The sequence below is a fragment of the Capnocytophaga leadbetteri genome (assembly GCF_003054025.1).
Classification (GTDB): domain Bacteria; phylum Bacteroidota; class Bacteroidia; order Flavobacteriales; family Flavobacteriaceae; genus Capnocytophaga; species Capnocytophaga leadbetteri.
Map to the genome: position 1 here is coordinate 290,469 of NZ_QBKG01000001.1, position 17,558 is coordinate 308,026.

Sequence of the window (17,558 nt, forward strand, 5' to 3'; positions counted from 1 at the left end):
TTGAAGTCTCACACAAGGGGGCGAAAACAATTGACGATTAGCAATTGATCATTGATAATTATTAAAAAAAATATATGAGCGAGGGAAAAACAATAAGAATAAGCAAGGTTTTGAAGGATGTGAACATCTCTTTGAGTACGGCAGCAGAAGAACTCAAGAAGCATAAGAATATTGAGATTGATGCCAGTCCTAACACTAAGATTTCAGAAGAGGCGTATCAATTCCTTTTAAACAAATTTAGTGCAGATAAGAGTAAGCGCGCCGTTTCTAAAGAAATAGTAGAAGACAAACGGAAAGAGCGTGAGGCAATACGTATAGAGCAAGAGAAGGAGAACCAAGAGAAACGCCGTCAGCAAGAACAAGAGGTTATTAAAGCCAAAGGTCACTTAGCGGGTCTGAAGCCTGTGGGCAAAATAGACTTAGACGGTGGTAAAAGTGCTGCTGAGAAACCAGCGGTGGCTGCACCGGCACCTACTCCTGCTGAAACAGTAACCCCTACGGCTACTGATGCCCCTACGGCTGCTGCTCCTGCTAAAAAAGAAGAAGCGCCAACCTCTGATTCGTCCGCTAAAAAAGACCACAAAGAGGGTAAAGAAAAGGACAAGAAAAAAGATAAGGAAAAAGACCGCAATCAGGCTGCTCAGAAAAATAAAACTGTGTATCAGAACCCGCTCATTCAGTCAGTTGCCCCTCCTAAGAAAAAGGAAAACGCTCTTAAGCACAAAGAAGAATACACCCCCGAAGCTCCTATAGGAATCATTGAAACTCAGTACCAAAAACTTACAGGTCCGAAGGTAGTGGGTGAGAAGATTGACCTCAGTCAGTTTGAGAAAAAGAAGAAAAAGAAGAAGAGAAGTAGAGGTAAGGATAAGGAGAAAGACGCTCAGACAACAGCGGTTGCTAATGCCGCTAACGACAGCGAAAAACGCAAACGCAAACGCATACGCAAAGATGAGCCTAATGCAGCTGCAGCGGGCAAAGGCGAGAGCGCTAAGAAAGAGAAAAAAGCTAAAATATTCGCTAAAATAGAGCCTACCGAAGAAGAGGTACAAAAGCAAGTACGCGAAACCCTCGAACGCCTACAAGGCAAGACTACCAAATCGAAAGGGGCTAAATACCGCAAAGAAAAACGAGAAACTCACCGCCAAAAGGTAGAACAAGAACTCGCAGAACAAGAACAACAAGAGAAAATCTTGAAGCTAACGGAGTTCGTGACCGTTAATGAGTTGGCTACGATGATGGATGTGCCTATCAATAGGGTTATAGGGGCTTGTATGACGCTTGGTATTATGGTGACGATGAACCAACGCCTTGATGCTGAGACGCTTAGCATAGTGGCTGACGAGTTTGGTTTTGAAGTAGAATTTGCTACTGCCAATATTGAAGAGGCTATACATATAGAAGAAGATAAGCCAGAGGATTTAGTACCTCGTGCACCTATCGTAACGGTAATGGGACACGTAGACCACGGTAAGACCTCGCTATTAGACTATATACGAAAAGAAAATGTGATAGCTGGCGAAAGTGGAGGTATCACTCAGCACATAGGTGCTTATGGGGTGAGACTTGAGAGCGGAGAGCGTATCACTTTCCTCGATACCCCAGGACACGAAGCCTTTACGGCGATGCGTGCGCGCGGTACTAAGGTTACCGACATCGCTATTATAGTGGTAGCTGCCGATGACGATGTGATGCCGCAAACTAAAGAGGCTATCAGCCACGCACAGGCAGCGGGTGTGCCTATCATCTTTGCTATCAACAAAATTGATAAACCTAACGCTAACCCTGACAAGATAAAAGAACGCTTGGCGGGTATGAACCTTTTAGTAGAAGAGTGGGGCGGTAAGATACAGTCGCAAGACATTTCGGCTAAGAAAGGTATTGGCGTACAAGAATTGTTAGAAAAAGTGCTTTTAGAAGCTGAGGTACTTGAGCTGAAAGCTAACCCTAATAAGGCGGCTATCGGTACCGTAGTGGAAGCGGCTCTTGATAAAGGACGCGGGTATGTATCGACCGTACTGGTAGAAAACGGTACGCTGCACGTAGGGGATTATGTGTTGGCGGGTACTAACTCGGGCAAAATACGCGCTATGCACGATGAGCGCGGCAAGAAAGTGAAAGAAGCAGGGCCTTCTACCCCTATCACTATTTTGGGCTTAGACGGCGCTCCGCAAGCGGGTGATAAATTCTATGTGTTTGAAGACGAAAAAGAAGCTAAACAGATAGTAGCTAAACGCGCTCAACTACAACGCGAACAGTCAGTACGCACTCAGCGACACATCACCTTAGATGAGATAGGTAGACGTATAGCTCTTGGCGACTTTAAACAGCTGAATATCATTTTGAAAGGGGACGTAGATGGTTCGGTAGAAGCTCTTACCGATTCATTCCAAAAACTCTCTACCGAAGAGATACAAATCTCGATTATACACAAGGGAGTGGGTGCTATTACCGAATCGGATGTGCTCTTGGCTTCGGCTTCGGATGCTATCATCATAGGCTTTAACGTACGTCCGATGACAAACGCTCGTGCTTTGGCAGAGAAAGAATCGATAGATATACGTACTTACTCAATTATCTATGATGCTATCAATGACCTTAAAGACGCTATGGAGGGTATGTTATCGCCTGTATTTAAGGAAGAAGTAACCGGTACAGTAGAAATACGCGAGCTCTTCAAGATATCGAAAGTGGGTACGATAGCCGGCTGTATGGTGACTGACGGTAAGATATATCGCAATTCTAAAATTCGACTTATACGCGATAATGTAGTGATTTACACCGGAGAGTTGTCTTCGCTTAAACGCTTCAAAGACGATGTGAAGGAAGTGAGCAAAGGTTACGACTGCGGATTGCAAATTAAGAACTACAACGATATTCACGAAGGTGATGTGATAGAAGCCTACCAAGAGGTGGCAGTGAAGAAAAAACTGTAGTATAAAAATACCTAAATAATAAAGGCTGTACAAGTATTCGCTGTACAGCCTTTGTGTTTTTAACAAAAAAAACTTGCACTCTTGTCTTTCTTTTTTTAATTTTGCATTAGAAATTATAAAAGATTGAACTGTGAAACGTTTTGTTTTAATACTGCTTTTTTGGGGCTTGCTTCCCTTTCGGGCTATAGGGCAAAACGTTCCTATTGCTGAAGTTACCCGAGCGCCTGAAAAATACTATACCATAGAGCAGGAGCCTAAAGTACAGTTAGAGAAAGGAAAAGAGAAATCAGACCTTGCAAATGATTATATCCGAGAACAGGAGAAAGAAAATAGTTTTATAACAAAAGTGATGCTACTTTTATTCTCAATAATAAGTTTTATCACTTACTTATTAGGGTATAGACCCCTTAAAAAGATAGTAGATGACCCTAACCTTTCTGTTTATCAAAAATATGTACAGCTAAAAGAAAGCAACTCAATGTGGGGCTGTGTAGGCTGTTTATTTTCTATTTTATTTCCTCCTTTCCCGTTAGGTATAATCTATTTTCTAATGGTGAGAAGGCTCAGAAAGCAACAACTCTCTGCTATGGTATGCGAGAAGTGCGGAGAGAAAAACTCTCAGCAGGTTAGCAGACAAAATGAAGAAAGTGTTATAAACTACTTTTTCATCTGTCGTAAGTGTGGGCATATACATCAGGAGAGCATAAAAAAGGCTGTGCGGTCAAGTTCGCAAACAAGTAGCAAATCGAGCAGAATGGACGACTCGTATGACAGTAGTAGTTCGTACAACAGAAGTAGTAGTTCATATAATAAATCATACAGGAGTGGAGGAGGAGCTTCTACTAAATTTTGATCTTAAAAACACGCATAACCGATGGCAATCAGTTGTATCATAGTAGATGATGAACCAATGGCACTGCAGCTATTAGAAAGCTATGTGCTAAAAACTCCTTTTTTAGAGTTGGTGGGTAAATATACTAACGCAATAGATGTATTGCAATACTTTTATGAAGGTGGCGACGCAGAACTGATATATATGGACATACAGATGCCCGAACTAACAGGGCTGGAGCTCTCTAAAAAACTGCCCCCACACACGCGTATTATCTTTACCACTGCCTTTGACCAATATGCTATAGAGGGGTATAAAGTGAATGCCATAGGCTATTTGTTGAAGCCTTTTAATTACTTAGAGTTTTTAGAAACGGCAGAAAAGGCAATGTTATTGGCTTCTGCACCTACGGAAAAGACGGCTGCGCAGGATTATATGTTTGTAAAAGCCGATTATAAGCAAATAAAAGTGCCTTATAGCGATATTCTTTATATAGAAGGTCTTAAAGATTATGTAAAGATATACCTTACTACCCAACCACAGCCCTTGGTGACCCTACTGAGTTTGAAGAAATTAGAAGAGCAGCTGCCCGCAGAGCGGTTTATGCGCGTGCATCGCTCATTTATAGTCGCCTTAGACAAGGTGCAAGTGGTAGAACGTAGCCAGATAGTATTTGGCAACCAACGCATAACGATAGCCGATGCTAACAAAGAGGCTTTTTTGCAACGAGTGAGAATTAATTCAGAAAATTGATTTTGTATAACCAACAGAATAAAAGAAAGAAATAACTATGAACAAAAATACAGTATTAGGCTGGGCTGCCCTGTTAATGGTAGTCGTTGGCTTTATTCTTATAGGACTTGCTGCTTTCAAATACAACGAAATAGCAGGTTGGGGCTTTGGCACGGTAGGTATTGGCTTTTTTGCCATTGCGTGGGTGTTTAACGCTCTGAAAGGAAGAGTATAACAATTAACTGATTTGCCAATTAGCCAATTGGTAAAATCAAATAAATTAATAAAAATGAATATTCCAGAACAATTTCAAGTAAAGCCTTATAGGCAAGAAACGTATTTAATAAATGGCGAATTGAGGAAGTGGGAAGGAGAGTATGCTAACATTTACTCCACTATTTCGTCGACTGAAGCCTATGCGCCTACGCTCTTGGGTAGTGTGCCTGCTTTAGGTGAACAAGAGGCATTAGAAGCGCTTCATTCAGCTACCGATGCCTATAACAAAGGCAAGGGACTTTGGCCTACGATGAAAGTAAAAGATCGTATTGCGGTTATGCTTAAATTCGTAAAGCAAATGGAAAAACAACGCGATGAGGTGGTAAAACTAATGATGTGGGAGATAGGCAAAAGCCTTGACGACTCGCGCAAGGAGTTTGACCGTACAGTAGAGTATATCTATGATACTATCAATGCTTATAAGGAGCTTGACAACCAGTCCTCTAAATTCGTGCAGCGCGATGGAGTGTATGCCCTTATTAGGCGAGGCCCTTTAGGGGTGGTACTTTGCTTAGGTCCTTATAACTATCCGCTTAATGAAACCTTTGCGCTTATCATTCCTGCCCTTATTATGGGGAATGCGGTTATCTTTAAGCCAGCTAAGCACGGAGTACTGCTATTTACACCGCTTTTGGAAGCTTTCCAAAACTCTTTTCCTCGTGGCGTGATAAACATTCTCTACGGTCGTGGACGCGCAGTAGCGCCCCCTATTATGCAGAGTGGCAAGGTAGATGTATTGGCGCTAATAGGCAACAGCAAAACCGCTATTGCCCTACAAGACCAACACCCTAACAAAAACCGTCTGCGCCTTGTATTCGGGTTAGAAGCTAAGAACCCTGGGGTTATACTACCTGATGCTAACTTAGATTTAGCAGTAGACGAATGCGTAAAAGGAGCTCTCTCTTTCAACGGACAGCGTTGTACAGCCTTGAAAATACTCTACGTACACGCTAAGATAAAAGATGAGTTTATTAAGCGCTTTGCTGAAAAGGTAGATGCTCTTAAGTTTGGCAATCCTTGGGATGAAAAGGTGGCGCTTACGCCTCTACCTGAGGTAGAAAAACCAGCCTTTATACAGGAGCTTATAGACGATGCTCTTACCAAAGGAGCTACTATACAAAACAAGAAAGGTGGTGAGCGCACTGATAACTTTATATTCCCTGCGGTACTCTATCCTGTATCGAAAGAGATGCGAGTGTACAACGAAGAGCAGTTTGGCCCGTTAGTGCCTGTTAAACCTTTTTCTAACATCAATGAGATTATTGATGAAATATCAGAGTCTAAGTACGGACAGCAGATAAGTTTGTTTGGAGAAGACCCTCAAGAACTCTCGCCTCTTATTGATATGTTAGTGAATATGCTCTGTAGGGTAAACCTTAATAGTCTATGCCAAAGAGGGCCTGATGTATTCCCTTTCACAGGACGTAAAGACTCAGCGGTAGGTACCCTAAGCGTACACGATGCCTTGCGCTCTTTCTCTATTCGTACCTTTGTGTCATTCCAAAACAATGAGTATAACGACCGTATAGTAGAGAATCTGCTGCGCACAGGGGCTTCTAACTTCATCAATACAGATTTCATACTATAAACAAAAAAAGAGCGTTTTTACACGCTCTTTTTTTTATTATATGATGTTATTTTGTCTATCTCTTTATTAACCTAAGTAATTCGCCTATCCATAGCACTAAGCTAGTGGCTGCGATAATTAAGCACCAATCAGTTAGAAGTAAGGGGGTAACACTAAACATAGCTCCACCAAAGGTAGTAATCACTACCTGACCAATGATAATAGCCGCTGCTATCATTATAAAACCTTGACACTTTCTTATTTCGGCAAAGGCACTACTACCGGTGCGATAGGCTTTGGCGTTGAACATATTCCAGAATTGAAGCATTACAAAGATAGAAAAGAAAAGAGAGAGCTCATAAGCTGATAATCCGTTTTCAAAACTTCCAAAGTGGAAGAAATTAACGAAATAATCAGTGATACTAAACTGAGTGAGGCTTGTAATGTCTTCATTCTTAAAGTACTGTATAAATCCGAAGAGCAGTAATACAAATAGTCCGCCTACTCCAAAAATGCCACGCGCCATTTCTTTAGTGATAATGTTAGCTTTACGCTCACGCGGAGGGTCGTTCATCACACGCTGGCTTGGAGGTAGAGAGGCGAGGGCTAAGGCAGCAAAGGTATCCATTATGAGGTTTACCCATAGCATCTGAGTAACCGTTAGAGGCGATTGTACCCCTAAAAACGCTCCGAAGAGCACAATGATACAAGCCGCCACATTTATAGTCATTTGGAAAAGGATAAACCGCTGAATATTTAGGTATAATGAGCGCCCCCACATAACAGCCTTACCTATACTGCTAAAAGAGTTATCTAAGATAGTGATATCACTGGCTTCTTTGGCTACAGAGGTGCCATCGCCCATAGAAAGTCCTACTTGAGCGGCTTTTAGGGCAGGGGCATCATTAGTGCCATCACCAGTTACGGCTACTACCTCGCCGCGCTGCTGTAGGAGGTTCACTAAACGGGCTTTATCAAGAGGTCGGGCGCGCGAAATAACACGTAGGTGAGGGATACGCTCTAATAGCTCAGCATCATTCATCGCAGCGAATTCTGCTCCTGTGATGTGGTTGATATTGCTACAACTTTCGTCCCACAGTCTTATTTGGCGCGCTATTTCTTTAGCTGTACCAGGGGTATCGCCGGTTACTATCTTCACCTGTATGCCTGCGTGCATACACTCTTCTATAGCAGCAGGTACATCAGCTCGTACAGGGTCGGCAATAGCTGTGATACCGATAAACTGCAGTCCGTTGATTACTAACTTTCCGTTTTCTGAAATAACGGTTTTAGGGTCGTCAATCACCTTGTAGACAAAGCCTATGGTGCGCATAGCTTGCTGTTGGTATTGCAATAGTTTGTCTTCGAAGTCAGTTTGTGAGATGGTTGAGCAGAACTCCCCACCCTCGTGGCAGAAAGTCATTACTATTTCGGGAGCACCTTTTACATACAATATATTTTTACCCAAAGCTGCTGAGCGTACCAATGTTGCCATATATTTGCGCTCGGTAGAAAAAGTGAGTTGCTGTATTACTTCGCACTCTTCGCGTATGGGTAGGTAATTTATGCCTTTGCTATAGAGCCAAAGCAATAAGGCACCTTCGGTAGGATTGCCCAATACGGTAGGCTTTTCTTGTGCTGAGAAATCTAAATAAGCAGTAGAGTTTACTGCCATTGATTCGGCAATGAGCTTTTCATCGGCAGAAGGGTTGAAATACGTTTCGTAGATGGTCATTTGGTTTTGGGTGAGGGTACCTGTTTTGTCAGTGCAAATAACAGTAGCAGCCCCCATTGTTTCGCAAGCATGCATCTTGCGCACAAGATTGTTAGTAGCCATCATTCGGCGCATACTGTAGGCTAAGCTTAGGGTTACACTCATTGGCAGTCCCTCAGGAACGGCTACTACTACCACAGTGATAGCAATCATTAGGGTATTAAGCAGATAACCACCAAAATCGACCCAATCAATAGCACTTAAGCTGTGCGATGGGTTATGAAAATAGAGGAACAAACGCCCTACTAATACTAAGGCAGCAATTGCGTAGCTAATACGGCTGATAAGGCTTGCTAGCTTGTGTAGCTGTTCGTCTAGAGGCGTTTTTACTGAACTGTCTATCTGCACGCCCTCGAACACTTTGCCGTATTCGGTGGCATCGCCTACTTTCTTTACTTCTATCACTCCGTGCCCATCGGCTACTGAGGTGCCCCTGCACACATAGTTAGAGGGGTAAGTGGCTTCTGGCTCAAAGTCAGCGGGGTTAGTAGTTTTATGTACGAGAGGCTCTCCCGTAAGAGTTGATTCGTTGATATGCAGTGAGATAGCCTCTAAAAGCTCTCCGTCGGCAGGCACTTCTTCACCTGTTTCTAAAAGAACAATATCGCCTACAACAATGTCTTTTTTGAGCACCTGTGTTACGCGTTCTTCGCGGATAACTTTATAGTATATATCATCATTTACTTGGTTGAGGATTTCAAACTGCTTATTGGCTTTTACTTCAAAGTAGAATGCTACTCCTGTAGCCAAGAAGATAGCGAAAAAGATGCCTACTGGCTCTAAGAAAGCATCAAAACCTTCGCCTAAGGCAAAAAAATCATAAGCCGAGACACCGAAAGAGCAGGCTAATGCTACTAAGAGAATGAGGATAATAGGGTCAGACAGTTTTTCTAAAAACTGTTTCCAGAGGGGTACACCTGCTACTGATGAGAAGGAATTAGCCCCGTGTTGGGCACGACTTTCGAGTACTTGAGCCTCGGTAAGTCCTTTGTAATGATGTTTTGCCATAAATAATATTAGCTTTAATAGTAAGAGGACTAAAACCTAAATTTTAGTCCTCTCTTTTTTGTATAACATTTAAAATACAATATAACAATGAAGTGGAGTCGGAGAGAATCGAACTCTCGTCCAAATAAGTCATCAAAAGGCTTTCTACATACTTAGTTTTTGTTTGATTTTCGTCGCAAAGCTGACCAAAAACCGCCCACTTTGCGCTTAGCTTCTTAATAGTTAAGAACCGTTGGCAGAAGCGAACCGCAGGTTCAATGTTGACTTTTATGGTGCCTCTATACGAACCGCCGTCAACAAGGGCTTTTCAGAGACATCTCGCTTCCTTACCTTGTAAGGACTTAGCCAGCAGTCTTACTAAACTTCAGACTAGGCAGCAAGAGCGTAGTTATTCTCGCCATTTAAAAGTTTGAAATAGATATTATCGAGCATTCATTTCACAGCTCGGTATGCTTACCATTCAATGTCACCTACTGTCAAAACCGGTCGACCCCAAATGATTATTGGTTGTGTTTCACATAAAAACACGCTGCAAAGGTACGAAATATTTTTTAACTACCAAATTTTAGATTGTTAGTTTTTGGTCGTTAGAGGTTAGTTGTCTTTTGAGCTTCGTCTTTGGCTCTTGCTTTTATAAAAGCGGCTCGACTTAGTGGTTCGTAGCTCTCGGCTTCGCCTAACATACGCTGACTATCGTTAGGTACTTTCCTAAAACTGTAATTAGCCAAATGCCCTGTGCGAGTGCAGACTGCGTGTACCTTAGTGACGTATTCGGCTGTCGCCATTAGGTAGGGCATAGGCCCAAAAGGTTTCCCTTTGTAGTCCATATCTAGTCCGGCGACTATTACTCGTACTCCTCTGTTAGCCAAATCATTGCATACATTTACTATCTCATCATCAAAAAACTGAGCTTCGTCTATGCCTACTACATCGCAGCCGTCAGCAAGGAGCAAAATACTCGCCGCAGCCTCTACAGGTGTAGAAGGAATTTCAGTAGCATTGTGCGATACGATGTTAGTATCATCATAACGCGTATCAAAAGAGGGTTTGAATATTTCTACTTTTTGCTTAGCAAACTGAGCGCGGCGCAATCGGCGTATGAGTTCTTCAGTTTTGCCTGAGAACATCGAGCCGCAGATAACCTCTATCCAGCCTACTTCTTCGTGATTATGTATGTTGTTTTCTAAGAACATTTTTTTAGAAAGTATAAAGTACACCTACCCCTAACAGCTGTTTGAACTGAGTGCGAGCACCATAGCGATGCGTCTGTCCTTGAGGGTCTTTGTACGAATAAAATTTTACGTCATCGTCATATTTGAGGTGAATGCCCAAGCGCGCTTGCACATAGTTGTTCACCTTTAGACTTAGCCCTGTTTCCCAATCTATATCAATATTACCAAATTTTTCTAAGTAATCGCCATAGATAGTGAAGTTAGTGTTTAGGGTGATGTTATCCATTACTTTCTTCTCCCAACGACCTGAGGCAGAGAAACCTAACTCAGATACGGTCTTCTTGCCTTTCTCTACCCCGAAAGCACCTTCGTCAGACAGGCGTTTGTCTAACACCATAGTGGTTTTGAGGGTCATCGGTGATAAGAAAAGGTTGAAATTGATATGAGTAGGGGCGTATTCGGCACCCAAACCGAGTGTAAAATAAGCAGGGGCAAAGGGTTTAGAGATAGCATCATCTACATTAGGGTATTTATACCCATTGCTGATTTGGGTAAGGAATTGTGCTCGTGCTGTGTAGTACCAAAACGAATGCGAACTACCGCGATAGCCAAATGAGGAGGTTAGCGATACCTTGTCGTCTGTTTTGCGCACTTCGCGTCCTTTTTGGGCGTTGATACCATAGTTGATTTCTAAATCGTTGTCCCAAAAGAAAGTTTTTTCGTTATAGCGGCGGCGGAATTTGCCGTTCATAAGTCCTGAAATAGAGTTTTCGCCCCCTGCACTCCAGTTAGAGAAGGTTACTTCGCTCATATTCAGTGTTACTTGGTTGAACTTGAACCACTTTTCTTGTTCGCGTTTCACACGGTTGAAAGTGAATTTTAACGCGTTAGGGTCTTGTAGCACTTGTATAGGAGTTGTTTTTACCGGAGCGGTACGCGTTTTGGCTTTGCGTACTTGCCCAAAAGCGGTAACAGTAGTAAGTAGGAGAACGATAATGATTTTTTTCATTGCTGCATCTGATTGCTGTTAGTTTTACCGCTGCAAAGGTATAAATAATTTGCCAATTAGCCAATTAGTCAATCAGCAAATGTGCCAATTTTCTTAAGGCAGCAACAGAGCCGTGAGGCATAAAAACATCGGGTAAAGTGATGATTTTTAGAGGAGTAGTGTAGTTATTAGCCGCAGCAAATTCGCTTACCGCACTGCCTAAGCCTCCGGTGCTGCCTTCTTCGATAGTAACGACTTTTTGGTAGTGGGTGAATACGTGGTGCAGCAAAGCCTCGTCTATCGGTTTTAAGAAACGCATATCGTAGTGAGCGTACTGCTCTGGGGCTTCGCTTTGGCGTATTTGTTCGGCTACAAGGTCGGCTATAGTGCCAATGCTGAGTACGGCTACTTTAGTACCTTCTTTTAGTTGGCACCCTTTGCCAATACGCAGTGCCTCAAAAGGTTGTGTCCAATCGGTTTGTGAGCAACGCCCACGTGGGTAGCGAATGGCGATAGGGTGGGGTAGGGACAGCTGAGCGGTGTAGAGCAGCTGACGCAATTCGGTAGCATTGCGCGGTGACGCAATAATAAGATTAGGAATAGGACGCAAAAAAGCCATATCAAACACTCCGTGATGGGTAGCTCCGTCTTCGCCTACCAGTCCAGCGCGGTCGATGCAAAATACTACTGGTAGGTTTTGTAAGGCCACATCGTGTATGAGTTGGTCGTAAGCGCGCTGTAGAAAAGTAGAATAGACGATGCAGTAAGGTACAAACCCACGTGCAGCCCAGCCTGCTGCAAAGGTAACAGCGTGCTGTTCGGCTATGCCTACATCAAATACTCTATCGGGGAAAGCCTGCTGTAGAGGAAGCAAGCCGCTACTGCTACTCATTGCAGGGGTAATGCTTATGATTTTAGAGTTTGAACGAGCTAATTCGGTAAGAGTTTGCCCTACTACCTCTTGATATTTGGCGGGTAGGGTAGGGGCTTCGGGAAGCGGTTCGCCTGTGGTCTTATCGAATAGGGCAGGTGAGTGGTAACGCACTTGTTCGGCTTCGGCTTTAGCAAACCCCTTGCCTTTGGTGGTTACTACGTGCAGCAGTCGTACACCGCGCTCTTTTTTTTCAGTCTTTAAGGCCTCAATAAGAGCAGGTAAATTGTGTCCGTCAATAGTGCCTTTGTACTTGATATGCAGGTCGCTGAAGAACGTTTCGCGCGCCCCTTGTCGTAGGGTGCTGAAGTAGTCTTTGAGAGCCCCTACAGTGGGGTCGATGGCCATAGCATTGTCGTTGAGGATAATGAGCATATTGGCATCGGTAGTGCCTGCGTGGTTGAGGGCTTCGAACGCCATACCGCTTGCTATGGCTGCATCGCCAATTACAGCTATGTGTTGGCGCTGGGTGTTACCCTCTAAAGCAGAGGCAAGAGCTATCGCCAATACAGCAGAGAGCGAAGTAGAAGAGTGCCCTGTGCCGAAAGCATCGTACTGGCTTTCTTCGCGCTTAGGGAAGCCGCTGATGCCGCCCTGTTGGCGTATGTGCGCAAAGGCTTCGCTTCTGCCTGTCAGCAGTTTATGGGCATAGCATTGGTGACCTACATCCCAGACAAGTATATCATCAGGAGTATCGAACACATAGTGCAGGGCGATAGTGAGTTCGACCACGCCCAAACTTGCCCCCAGATGACCGCCGTGCGCTGCGATAACCTCTATGATGCGGGTGCGCAACTGCTCGGCCAACGCTGGCAACTCTTCTACAGGTATGTGTTTTAAATTCTCCAAATTATTTTCTATTTACCAACTTCACTATCAGCATAATAAGCGCTCCCATAGCTACAAAAGCCAGTAGAGCAAAATACCAATAGGTAGTAAATAAGGCTTTGAGCACTACTGCAAAGACAACCACGAAGAGGATAAGAGTGGCTACCTCATTGAGCATACGCAATTGCAGCGAGGTTAGGGTAGCCTGTCCTGCTTGTAGTCGCTTCATTATGCGCCACGAGTAGTAGTGATACCACAGCAGTATGCCTATGAATAGCAATTTGACGTGCATCCAGCCAAACAAAAAGTACGCCCAATCCATTAGGTAGAACATATAAATGCCTGTAAACGACATAATTATAAGGGCAGGTACAGTGATGATGTTCCACAGGCGTTCCTCCATAAAGCTAAACTGTCGGTGCAATATAGAGCGTTCGGGTTCGTCTTTTTGTAAGGCTTCGGTATGGTAGATGAACAATCGCACCATATAGAAAATACCAGCGAAGTAACTCACCACAAAGATGATGTGTATCGCTTTTGTAATTGAAAATAAATCCATTATTAGTCGTTATTAATCCATTGAGCAAGAGCTTTTGCCCATAGCTCACTATCATTTAGACAAGGTATGAGTTTGAAGCTCTCGCCTCCGTTTTCGACAAAGGTTTTGCCGCCTACCATCTCTATCTCTTCTAAAGTCTCTACACAGTCAGCAACAAAGGCAGGGGTGATGACAGCTAAGCGTTTCACTCCGCTCTGCGCAAGGGCTTTGATACGGTCGGATGTGAAAGGGGTAAGCCATTTATCGGCACCTAAGCGCGACTGAAAAGAAATAGAATACTTATCCTCAGGCAATTGCAAGGCTTCTGCCAATAGGCGAGTAGTCTCGAAACAATGACTTCGGTAGCAATGCGCTCCCTCCTCGCTATAAGCATCGCAACAGCTTTTGCCATCGACTATGTGCTTATGGGCAGGAGTAGGTGAGGTTTTGTACAGATGTCGCTCAGGCACTCCGTGATAAGAAAAAAGCAGATGGTCGTAGTGGTAATCGGCTAAGATAGGGGCTGTTACGCCAGCAAGTGCCTCGATGTATTCTTTGCGGTGAAAGAAAGGGGCGAACTTATGCAGCGCCATTTGTGGGTAGTGCTCGCGTATGAGTTTTTCAGCTAAAACTTCTATAGTTTCGCTGGTCGCCATAGCGTATTGAGGGTATAGCGGTATGAGGAGTACTTCAGTAACCCCTTGCTGGTGTAAGGCAGCCAAGCCCTCGCTGATGCTGGGGTTGCCATAGCGCATTGCCATTACCACTGGTACTGACACTTGCGCTTGCACTTTGGCGGTTAGTCGCTTGCTGATGACAATCAGCGGTGAGCCTTCATCCCACCATATTTTTTTATAGGCTTCGCTAGTTTTTGGTGGACGTACGTTGAGGATAATACCACGAACGATAAGATAGCGCAACCAGTATGGATAGTCGATAACGCGCTCATCCATCAAAAACTCTTTTAAATATCGTTTGATGTCTTTGACCTCGAACGAATCGGGAGAGCCTAAATTTACAAGTAAAACTCCTTTTGGCATTTTAGTATATTAATAGCGGGCAAAGGTACGAATAATTTGTCAATTAGTCAATTTGCCAATTTACATAGTCAATTTACAAATCAGCAAATTGTCTCATTTAGTCTTTTGTTTCTCGTCTTTTGTGATTTTAATAATATTTTCGGCTAATTCTTCCTCGACATCGGCTTCAGGCTTGTCTTTTTCCATTTTGCCATCTTTGCGTTTGCGAGCACTGACTGAAAGAATACAGCCTAAAGCTAAGCAGGTCATCCAAATGGAAGTACCCCCACTACTGATGAGCGGTAAGTTCTGTCCGGTGACAGGCATTAACTCTACCGCTACCGCCATATTGATAATGGCTTGTAGCATTATCGGGATGCCTAATCCTAAAGCTAATAGCTGCCCAAAGAGGGTGGCTGCCTGCTGGGAAATCACTACTAACCGAAATAGCAAAATAAAATAGAGTGCCATAATGAAAAGGGCGCCCATTGACCCGTATTCTTCGGTGATGATAGCATAAATAAAGTCAGATGAACTCTGAGGGAGGAAGTTTTTCATAGTGCTCTTGCCAGGCCCTTGCCCCACAATGCCTCCTTTGGCAATTGCCATTTTGGAGAGTTCGACTTGGTATATCTCTTTTTTGTTTTCGTCTTGGGCAAAATAGGAATCTATTCGGCTTTCCCAAGTGGAAAAACGGCTAGGAGCAAGGTCGGGGAAGGCTTTTGCAAACAAGAATAGAAGTCCGCCTAACGCTATGCCAATACCCGCAATATAGAGCAGATACTTAAACGGATATCCCCCCAAGAAAGCCAATAGCACCACCGAAAAGACGATAATAAGGGCTGTGGAGAGGTTGGCAAAGACCACTAAGGCGGTGATAGCAACCACTGGCGTCCAGAGAGGGAGCAGGCTGTCTTTGAAGGAGATTTTCTTGTCGTGATTTTTAGCCAAATAGGAGGCTACATAGACCATAAGCACTATGAGTGCGAAGGCAGAAGGCTGAAAAGAGAAGCCTAACACGTTAATCCACCGACTGGCGTTCGCCTCTTTGATAGTAGTGCCGGTAAAAATAGCCATAATCAGTAGTCCCACAGATAGGAGAAGCCCTAACCTAGAGGCAGGGCGGAAAAAGCGATAGGGAATCTTATGTACAACAAAAGCAGTGGAGATACCCAAGCCTACAAAGAAAAAGTGCTTGAAGAAATAGCCTGCTGTGGTAGTGCCTGTGCGCACTACGTACTCGAGGTTGCTACTGGTGCTATACACCGCTAATGACGAGATGAAAGCAAAGATAACAATCAGCGCCCATAACGTCTTATCGCCTTTGATATTTTTGGCTATCCAATCAATCACAAACATTGGCTGCGGGTATTAGAGTTTAGCTACGGCAGCTTTGAACTGGTCGCCACGGTCTTCATAACTTTTGAAAAGGTCGAAGCTCGCACAAGCAGGTGATAACAATACGGTGTCGCCAGCGCTAGCAAAGCGTTGCGCCATCTTTACAGCCTCTTCCATAGAACGGGTTTCTACCATATTGTCGATGACATTGTAAAACGACTGTAATATAGGGGTATTATCTACGCCTAAGCATACTATGGCTTTTACTTTTTGATGTACGTAAGGTAGCAGAGAGTTGTAGTCATTGCCTTTGTCTTGTCCGCCCACTATCCACACGATAGGGGTTTTGATAGTGTCTAAGGCAAAATACACTGAATTGACGTTGGTAGCCTTAGAATCGTTTATATAGGTTACGCCCTCAACGACTTTCACCTCTTCTAAGCGGTGAGCTGCCCCTTGGAACCCTTTGAGGCTTTCGCGTAGTGATGCGTTGCGGATGTTTACTAAGCGCGCTGCTACTGCTGCCGCCATAGTGTTTTTGATATTGTGTTTTCCTTTTAGGCTTATTTCTTCTACGTCTATTACAGTGGTTTGATTCTCTAACATAATATGTATTTTGTTGTCTTTTAAGAAAGCTCCTTCGCTCAGTTCTTTTTCGATTGAAAAACCTATACACTTAGGTTTTAGGGGGTGGGTAGCGAGCCAGTCGTTTATCACAGGGTCATCGGCATCGTAAATAAAGTAATCGTTGGCAGTTTGGTTCATAGCAATGCGAAACTTGGAAGCTATGTAATTCTCAAACTTATAATCGTACCTGTCTAAATGGTCGGGGGTGATGTTGAGCAACACGGCTATATGGGGTGCGAAATGCTCAATGCCGTCTAACTGAAAGCTGCTGATTTCGAGCACATAATAAGGCGGATTGCTATGGGCTACCAGCTCGGCAAAGCTATAGCCTATATTGCCCCCCAAGCCTACTTCTAATCCTGCTTCCTTGAAAATGTGGTGGGTGAGTAGGGTGGTGGTGGTCTTGCCATTGCTGCCGGTTATGGCTACAATGGTGCTTTGGGTATATTGGCTGGCGAACTCTATTTCGGAAATAATAGGTATGTGTTTTTCGCGTGCTTTTTTGATAATGTCGGCCTTATCGGGGATACCGGGGCTTTTCATTATGCAGTCGGCAGCGAGTATGCGCGCTTCGTCGTGTGAGCCTTCTTCGTAGTCGATGTTTTGGCGGGATAGGATGTCGCGGTACTGAGGTTTTAGGGCGCCTCTATCGGATAAGAAGACGCTCCAGCCTTTTTGTTTGGCTAAAATAGCAGTACCAACGCCGCTTTCGCCACCGCCTAATATTACTAAACGTTTCATTTTAATGTGTGTTTAGAGAACTTTTTGTTTGGGTTGCAAAATTATAAAATAAATAGGAATGCACAAATTTTTTATTTGGATTTAACAGTGCGAGCCGCACGGGCAGAGAAGTGGGACAAGTGAGGGGCTTCTTGTATTGTTCCTATAGTGTTCCTATAGTGTTTCTGTATTGGAGGTAAGGCGGAGGGGTGAGTGGGTAACTGTTCTAATTTTGGATTTTGCAGATTGATAAATTAGTGAAATGTGTAAAA

Annotated in this window: 13 protein-coding genes and 1 other RNA gene; 5 read left to right on the forward strand and 9 right to left on the reverse strand. The window is 43.8% G+C overall.

Annotated features, from left to right (window positions below; all coding sequences use genetic code 11):
* Positions 1-74: 74 nt before the first annotated feature.
* The 5 genes from infB to C8P65_RS01560 all read left to right on the forward strand — a co-directional run bounded on the left by infB (position 75) and on the right by C8P65_RS01560 (position 6,364).
* On the forward strand, positions 75-2,936 hold the full coding sequence (infB, locus tag C8P65_RS01545; RefSeq protein WP_107780710.1) for a translation initiation factor IF-2: 2,862 nt from the start codon (positions 75-77) through the stop codon (positions 2,934-2,936).
* Positions 2,937-3,066: 130 nt separating this feature from the next.
* Positions 3,067-3,789: a hypothetical protein gene (locus tag C8P65_RS01550; RefSeq protein ID WP_107780713.1), complete on the forward strand. Its 723-nt coding sequence runs from the start codon at positions 3,067-3,069 to the stop codon at positions 3,787-3,789.
* A gap of 21 nt (positions 3,790-3,810) precedes the next feature.
* Complete coding sequence (locus tag C8P65_RS01555; RefSeq protein ID WP_107780715.1) at positions 3,811-4,521, forward strand: LytR/AlgR family response regulator transcription factor; 711 nt, start codon at positions 3,811-3,813, stop codon at positions 4,519-4,521.
* A 37-nt stretch (positions 4,522-4,558) separates the two neighbouring features.
* A complete protein-coding gene (locus C8P65_RS12030) occupies positions 4,559-4,735 on the forward strand; it encodes a CAL67264 family membrane protein (protein ID WP_009389516.1) in 177 nt (58 codons plus the stop codon).
* 54 nt (positions 4,736-4,789) lie between these two features.
* Positions 4,790-6,364: an NADP-dependent glyceraldehyde-3-phosphate dehydrogenase gene (locus tag C8P65_RS01560; protein ID WP_107780717.1), complete on the forward strand. Its 1,575-nt coding sequence runs from the start codon at positions 4,790-4,792 to the stop codon at positions 6,362-6,364.
* Between the two features lie 55 nt (positions 6,365-6,419).
* Here the strand turns inward: C8P65_RS01560 and C8P65_RS01565 are convergent, their stop codons facing one another.
* From C8P65_RS01565 to murD, 9 genes are all read right to left on the reverse strand, one after another.
* Positions 6,420-9,125, reverse strand: coding sequence for a calcium-translocating P-type ATPase, PMCA-type (locus tag C8P65_RS01565; protein ID WP_107780719.1), 2,706 nt, complete (start codon positions 9,123-9,125; stop codon positions 6,420-6,422).
* A 90-nt stretch (positions 9,126-9,215) separates the two neighbouring features.
* Positions 9,216-9,619: a transfer-messenger RNA gene (gene ssrA, locus C8P65_RS01570) on the reverse strand.
* Positions 9,620-9,712: 93 nt separating this feature from the next.
* Positions 9,713-10,318, reverse strand: coding sequence for a thymidine kinase (locus C8P65_RS01575; protein WP_107780721.1), 606 nt, complete (start codon positions 10,316-10,318; stop codon positions 9,713-9,715).
* 4 nt (positions 10,319-10,322) lie between these two features.
* A complete protein-coding gene (locus C8P65_RS01580; protein WP_107780723.1) occupies positions 10,323-11,306 on the reverse strand; it encodes a DUF3078 domain-containing protein in 984 nt (327 codons plus the stop codon).
* Between the two features lie 64 nt (positions 11,307-11,370).
* Positions 11,371-13,065: a 1-deoxy-D-xylulose-5-phosphate synthase gene (locus C8P65_RS01585; RefSeq protein ID WP_107780725.1), complete on the reverse strand. Its 1,695-nt coding sequence runs from the start codon at positions 13,063-13,065 to the stop codon at positions 11,371-11,373.
* A gap of 1 nt (position 13,066) precedes the next feature.
* Complete coding sequence (locus tag C8P65_RS01590; RefSeq protein WP_107780727.1) at positions 13,067-13,603, reverse strand: CopD family protein; 537 nt, start codon at positions 13,601-13,603, stop codon at positions 13,067-13,069.
* Between the two features lie 2 nt (positions 13,604-13,605).
* Entirely contained in the window at positions 13,606-14,622 is a 1,017-nt protein-coding gene (gene hemH / locus C8P65_RS01595; RefSeq protein WP_107780729.1) for a ferrochelatase, read from the reverse strand.
* Between the two features lie 93 nt (positions 14,623-14,715).
* The gene (locus tag C8P65_RS01600; protein WP_425430549.1) at positions 14,716-15,960 is read right to left on the reverse strand and encodes an FtsW/RodA/SpoVE family cell cycle protein; all 1,245 of its coding nucleotides are present in this window, start codon (positions 15,958-15,960) and stop codon (positions 14,716-14,718) included.
* Positions 15,961-15,972: 12 nt separating this feature from the next.
* Positions 15,973-17,307, reverse strand: a complete 1,335-nt coding sequence (murD, locus tag C8P65_RS01605) for a UDP-N-acetylmuramoyl-L-alanine--D-glutamate ligase (protein ID WP_107780731.1) — start codon at positions 17,305-17,307, stop codon at positions 15,973-15,975.
* Positions 17,308-17,558: the final 251 nt, after the last annotated feature.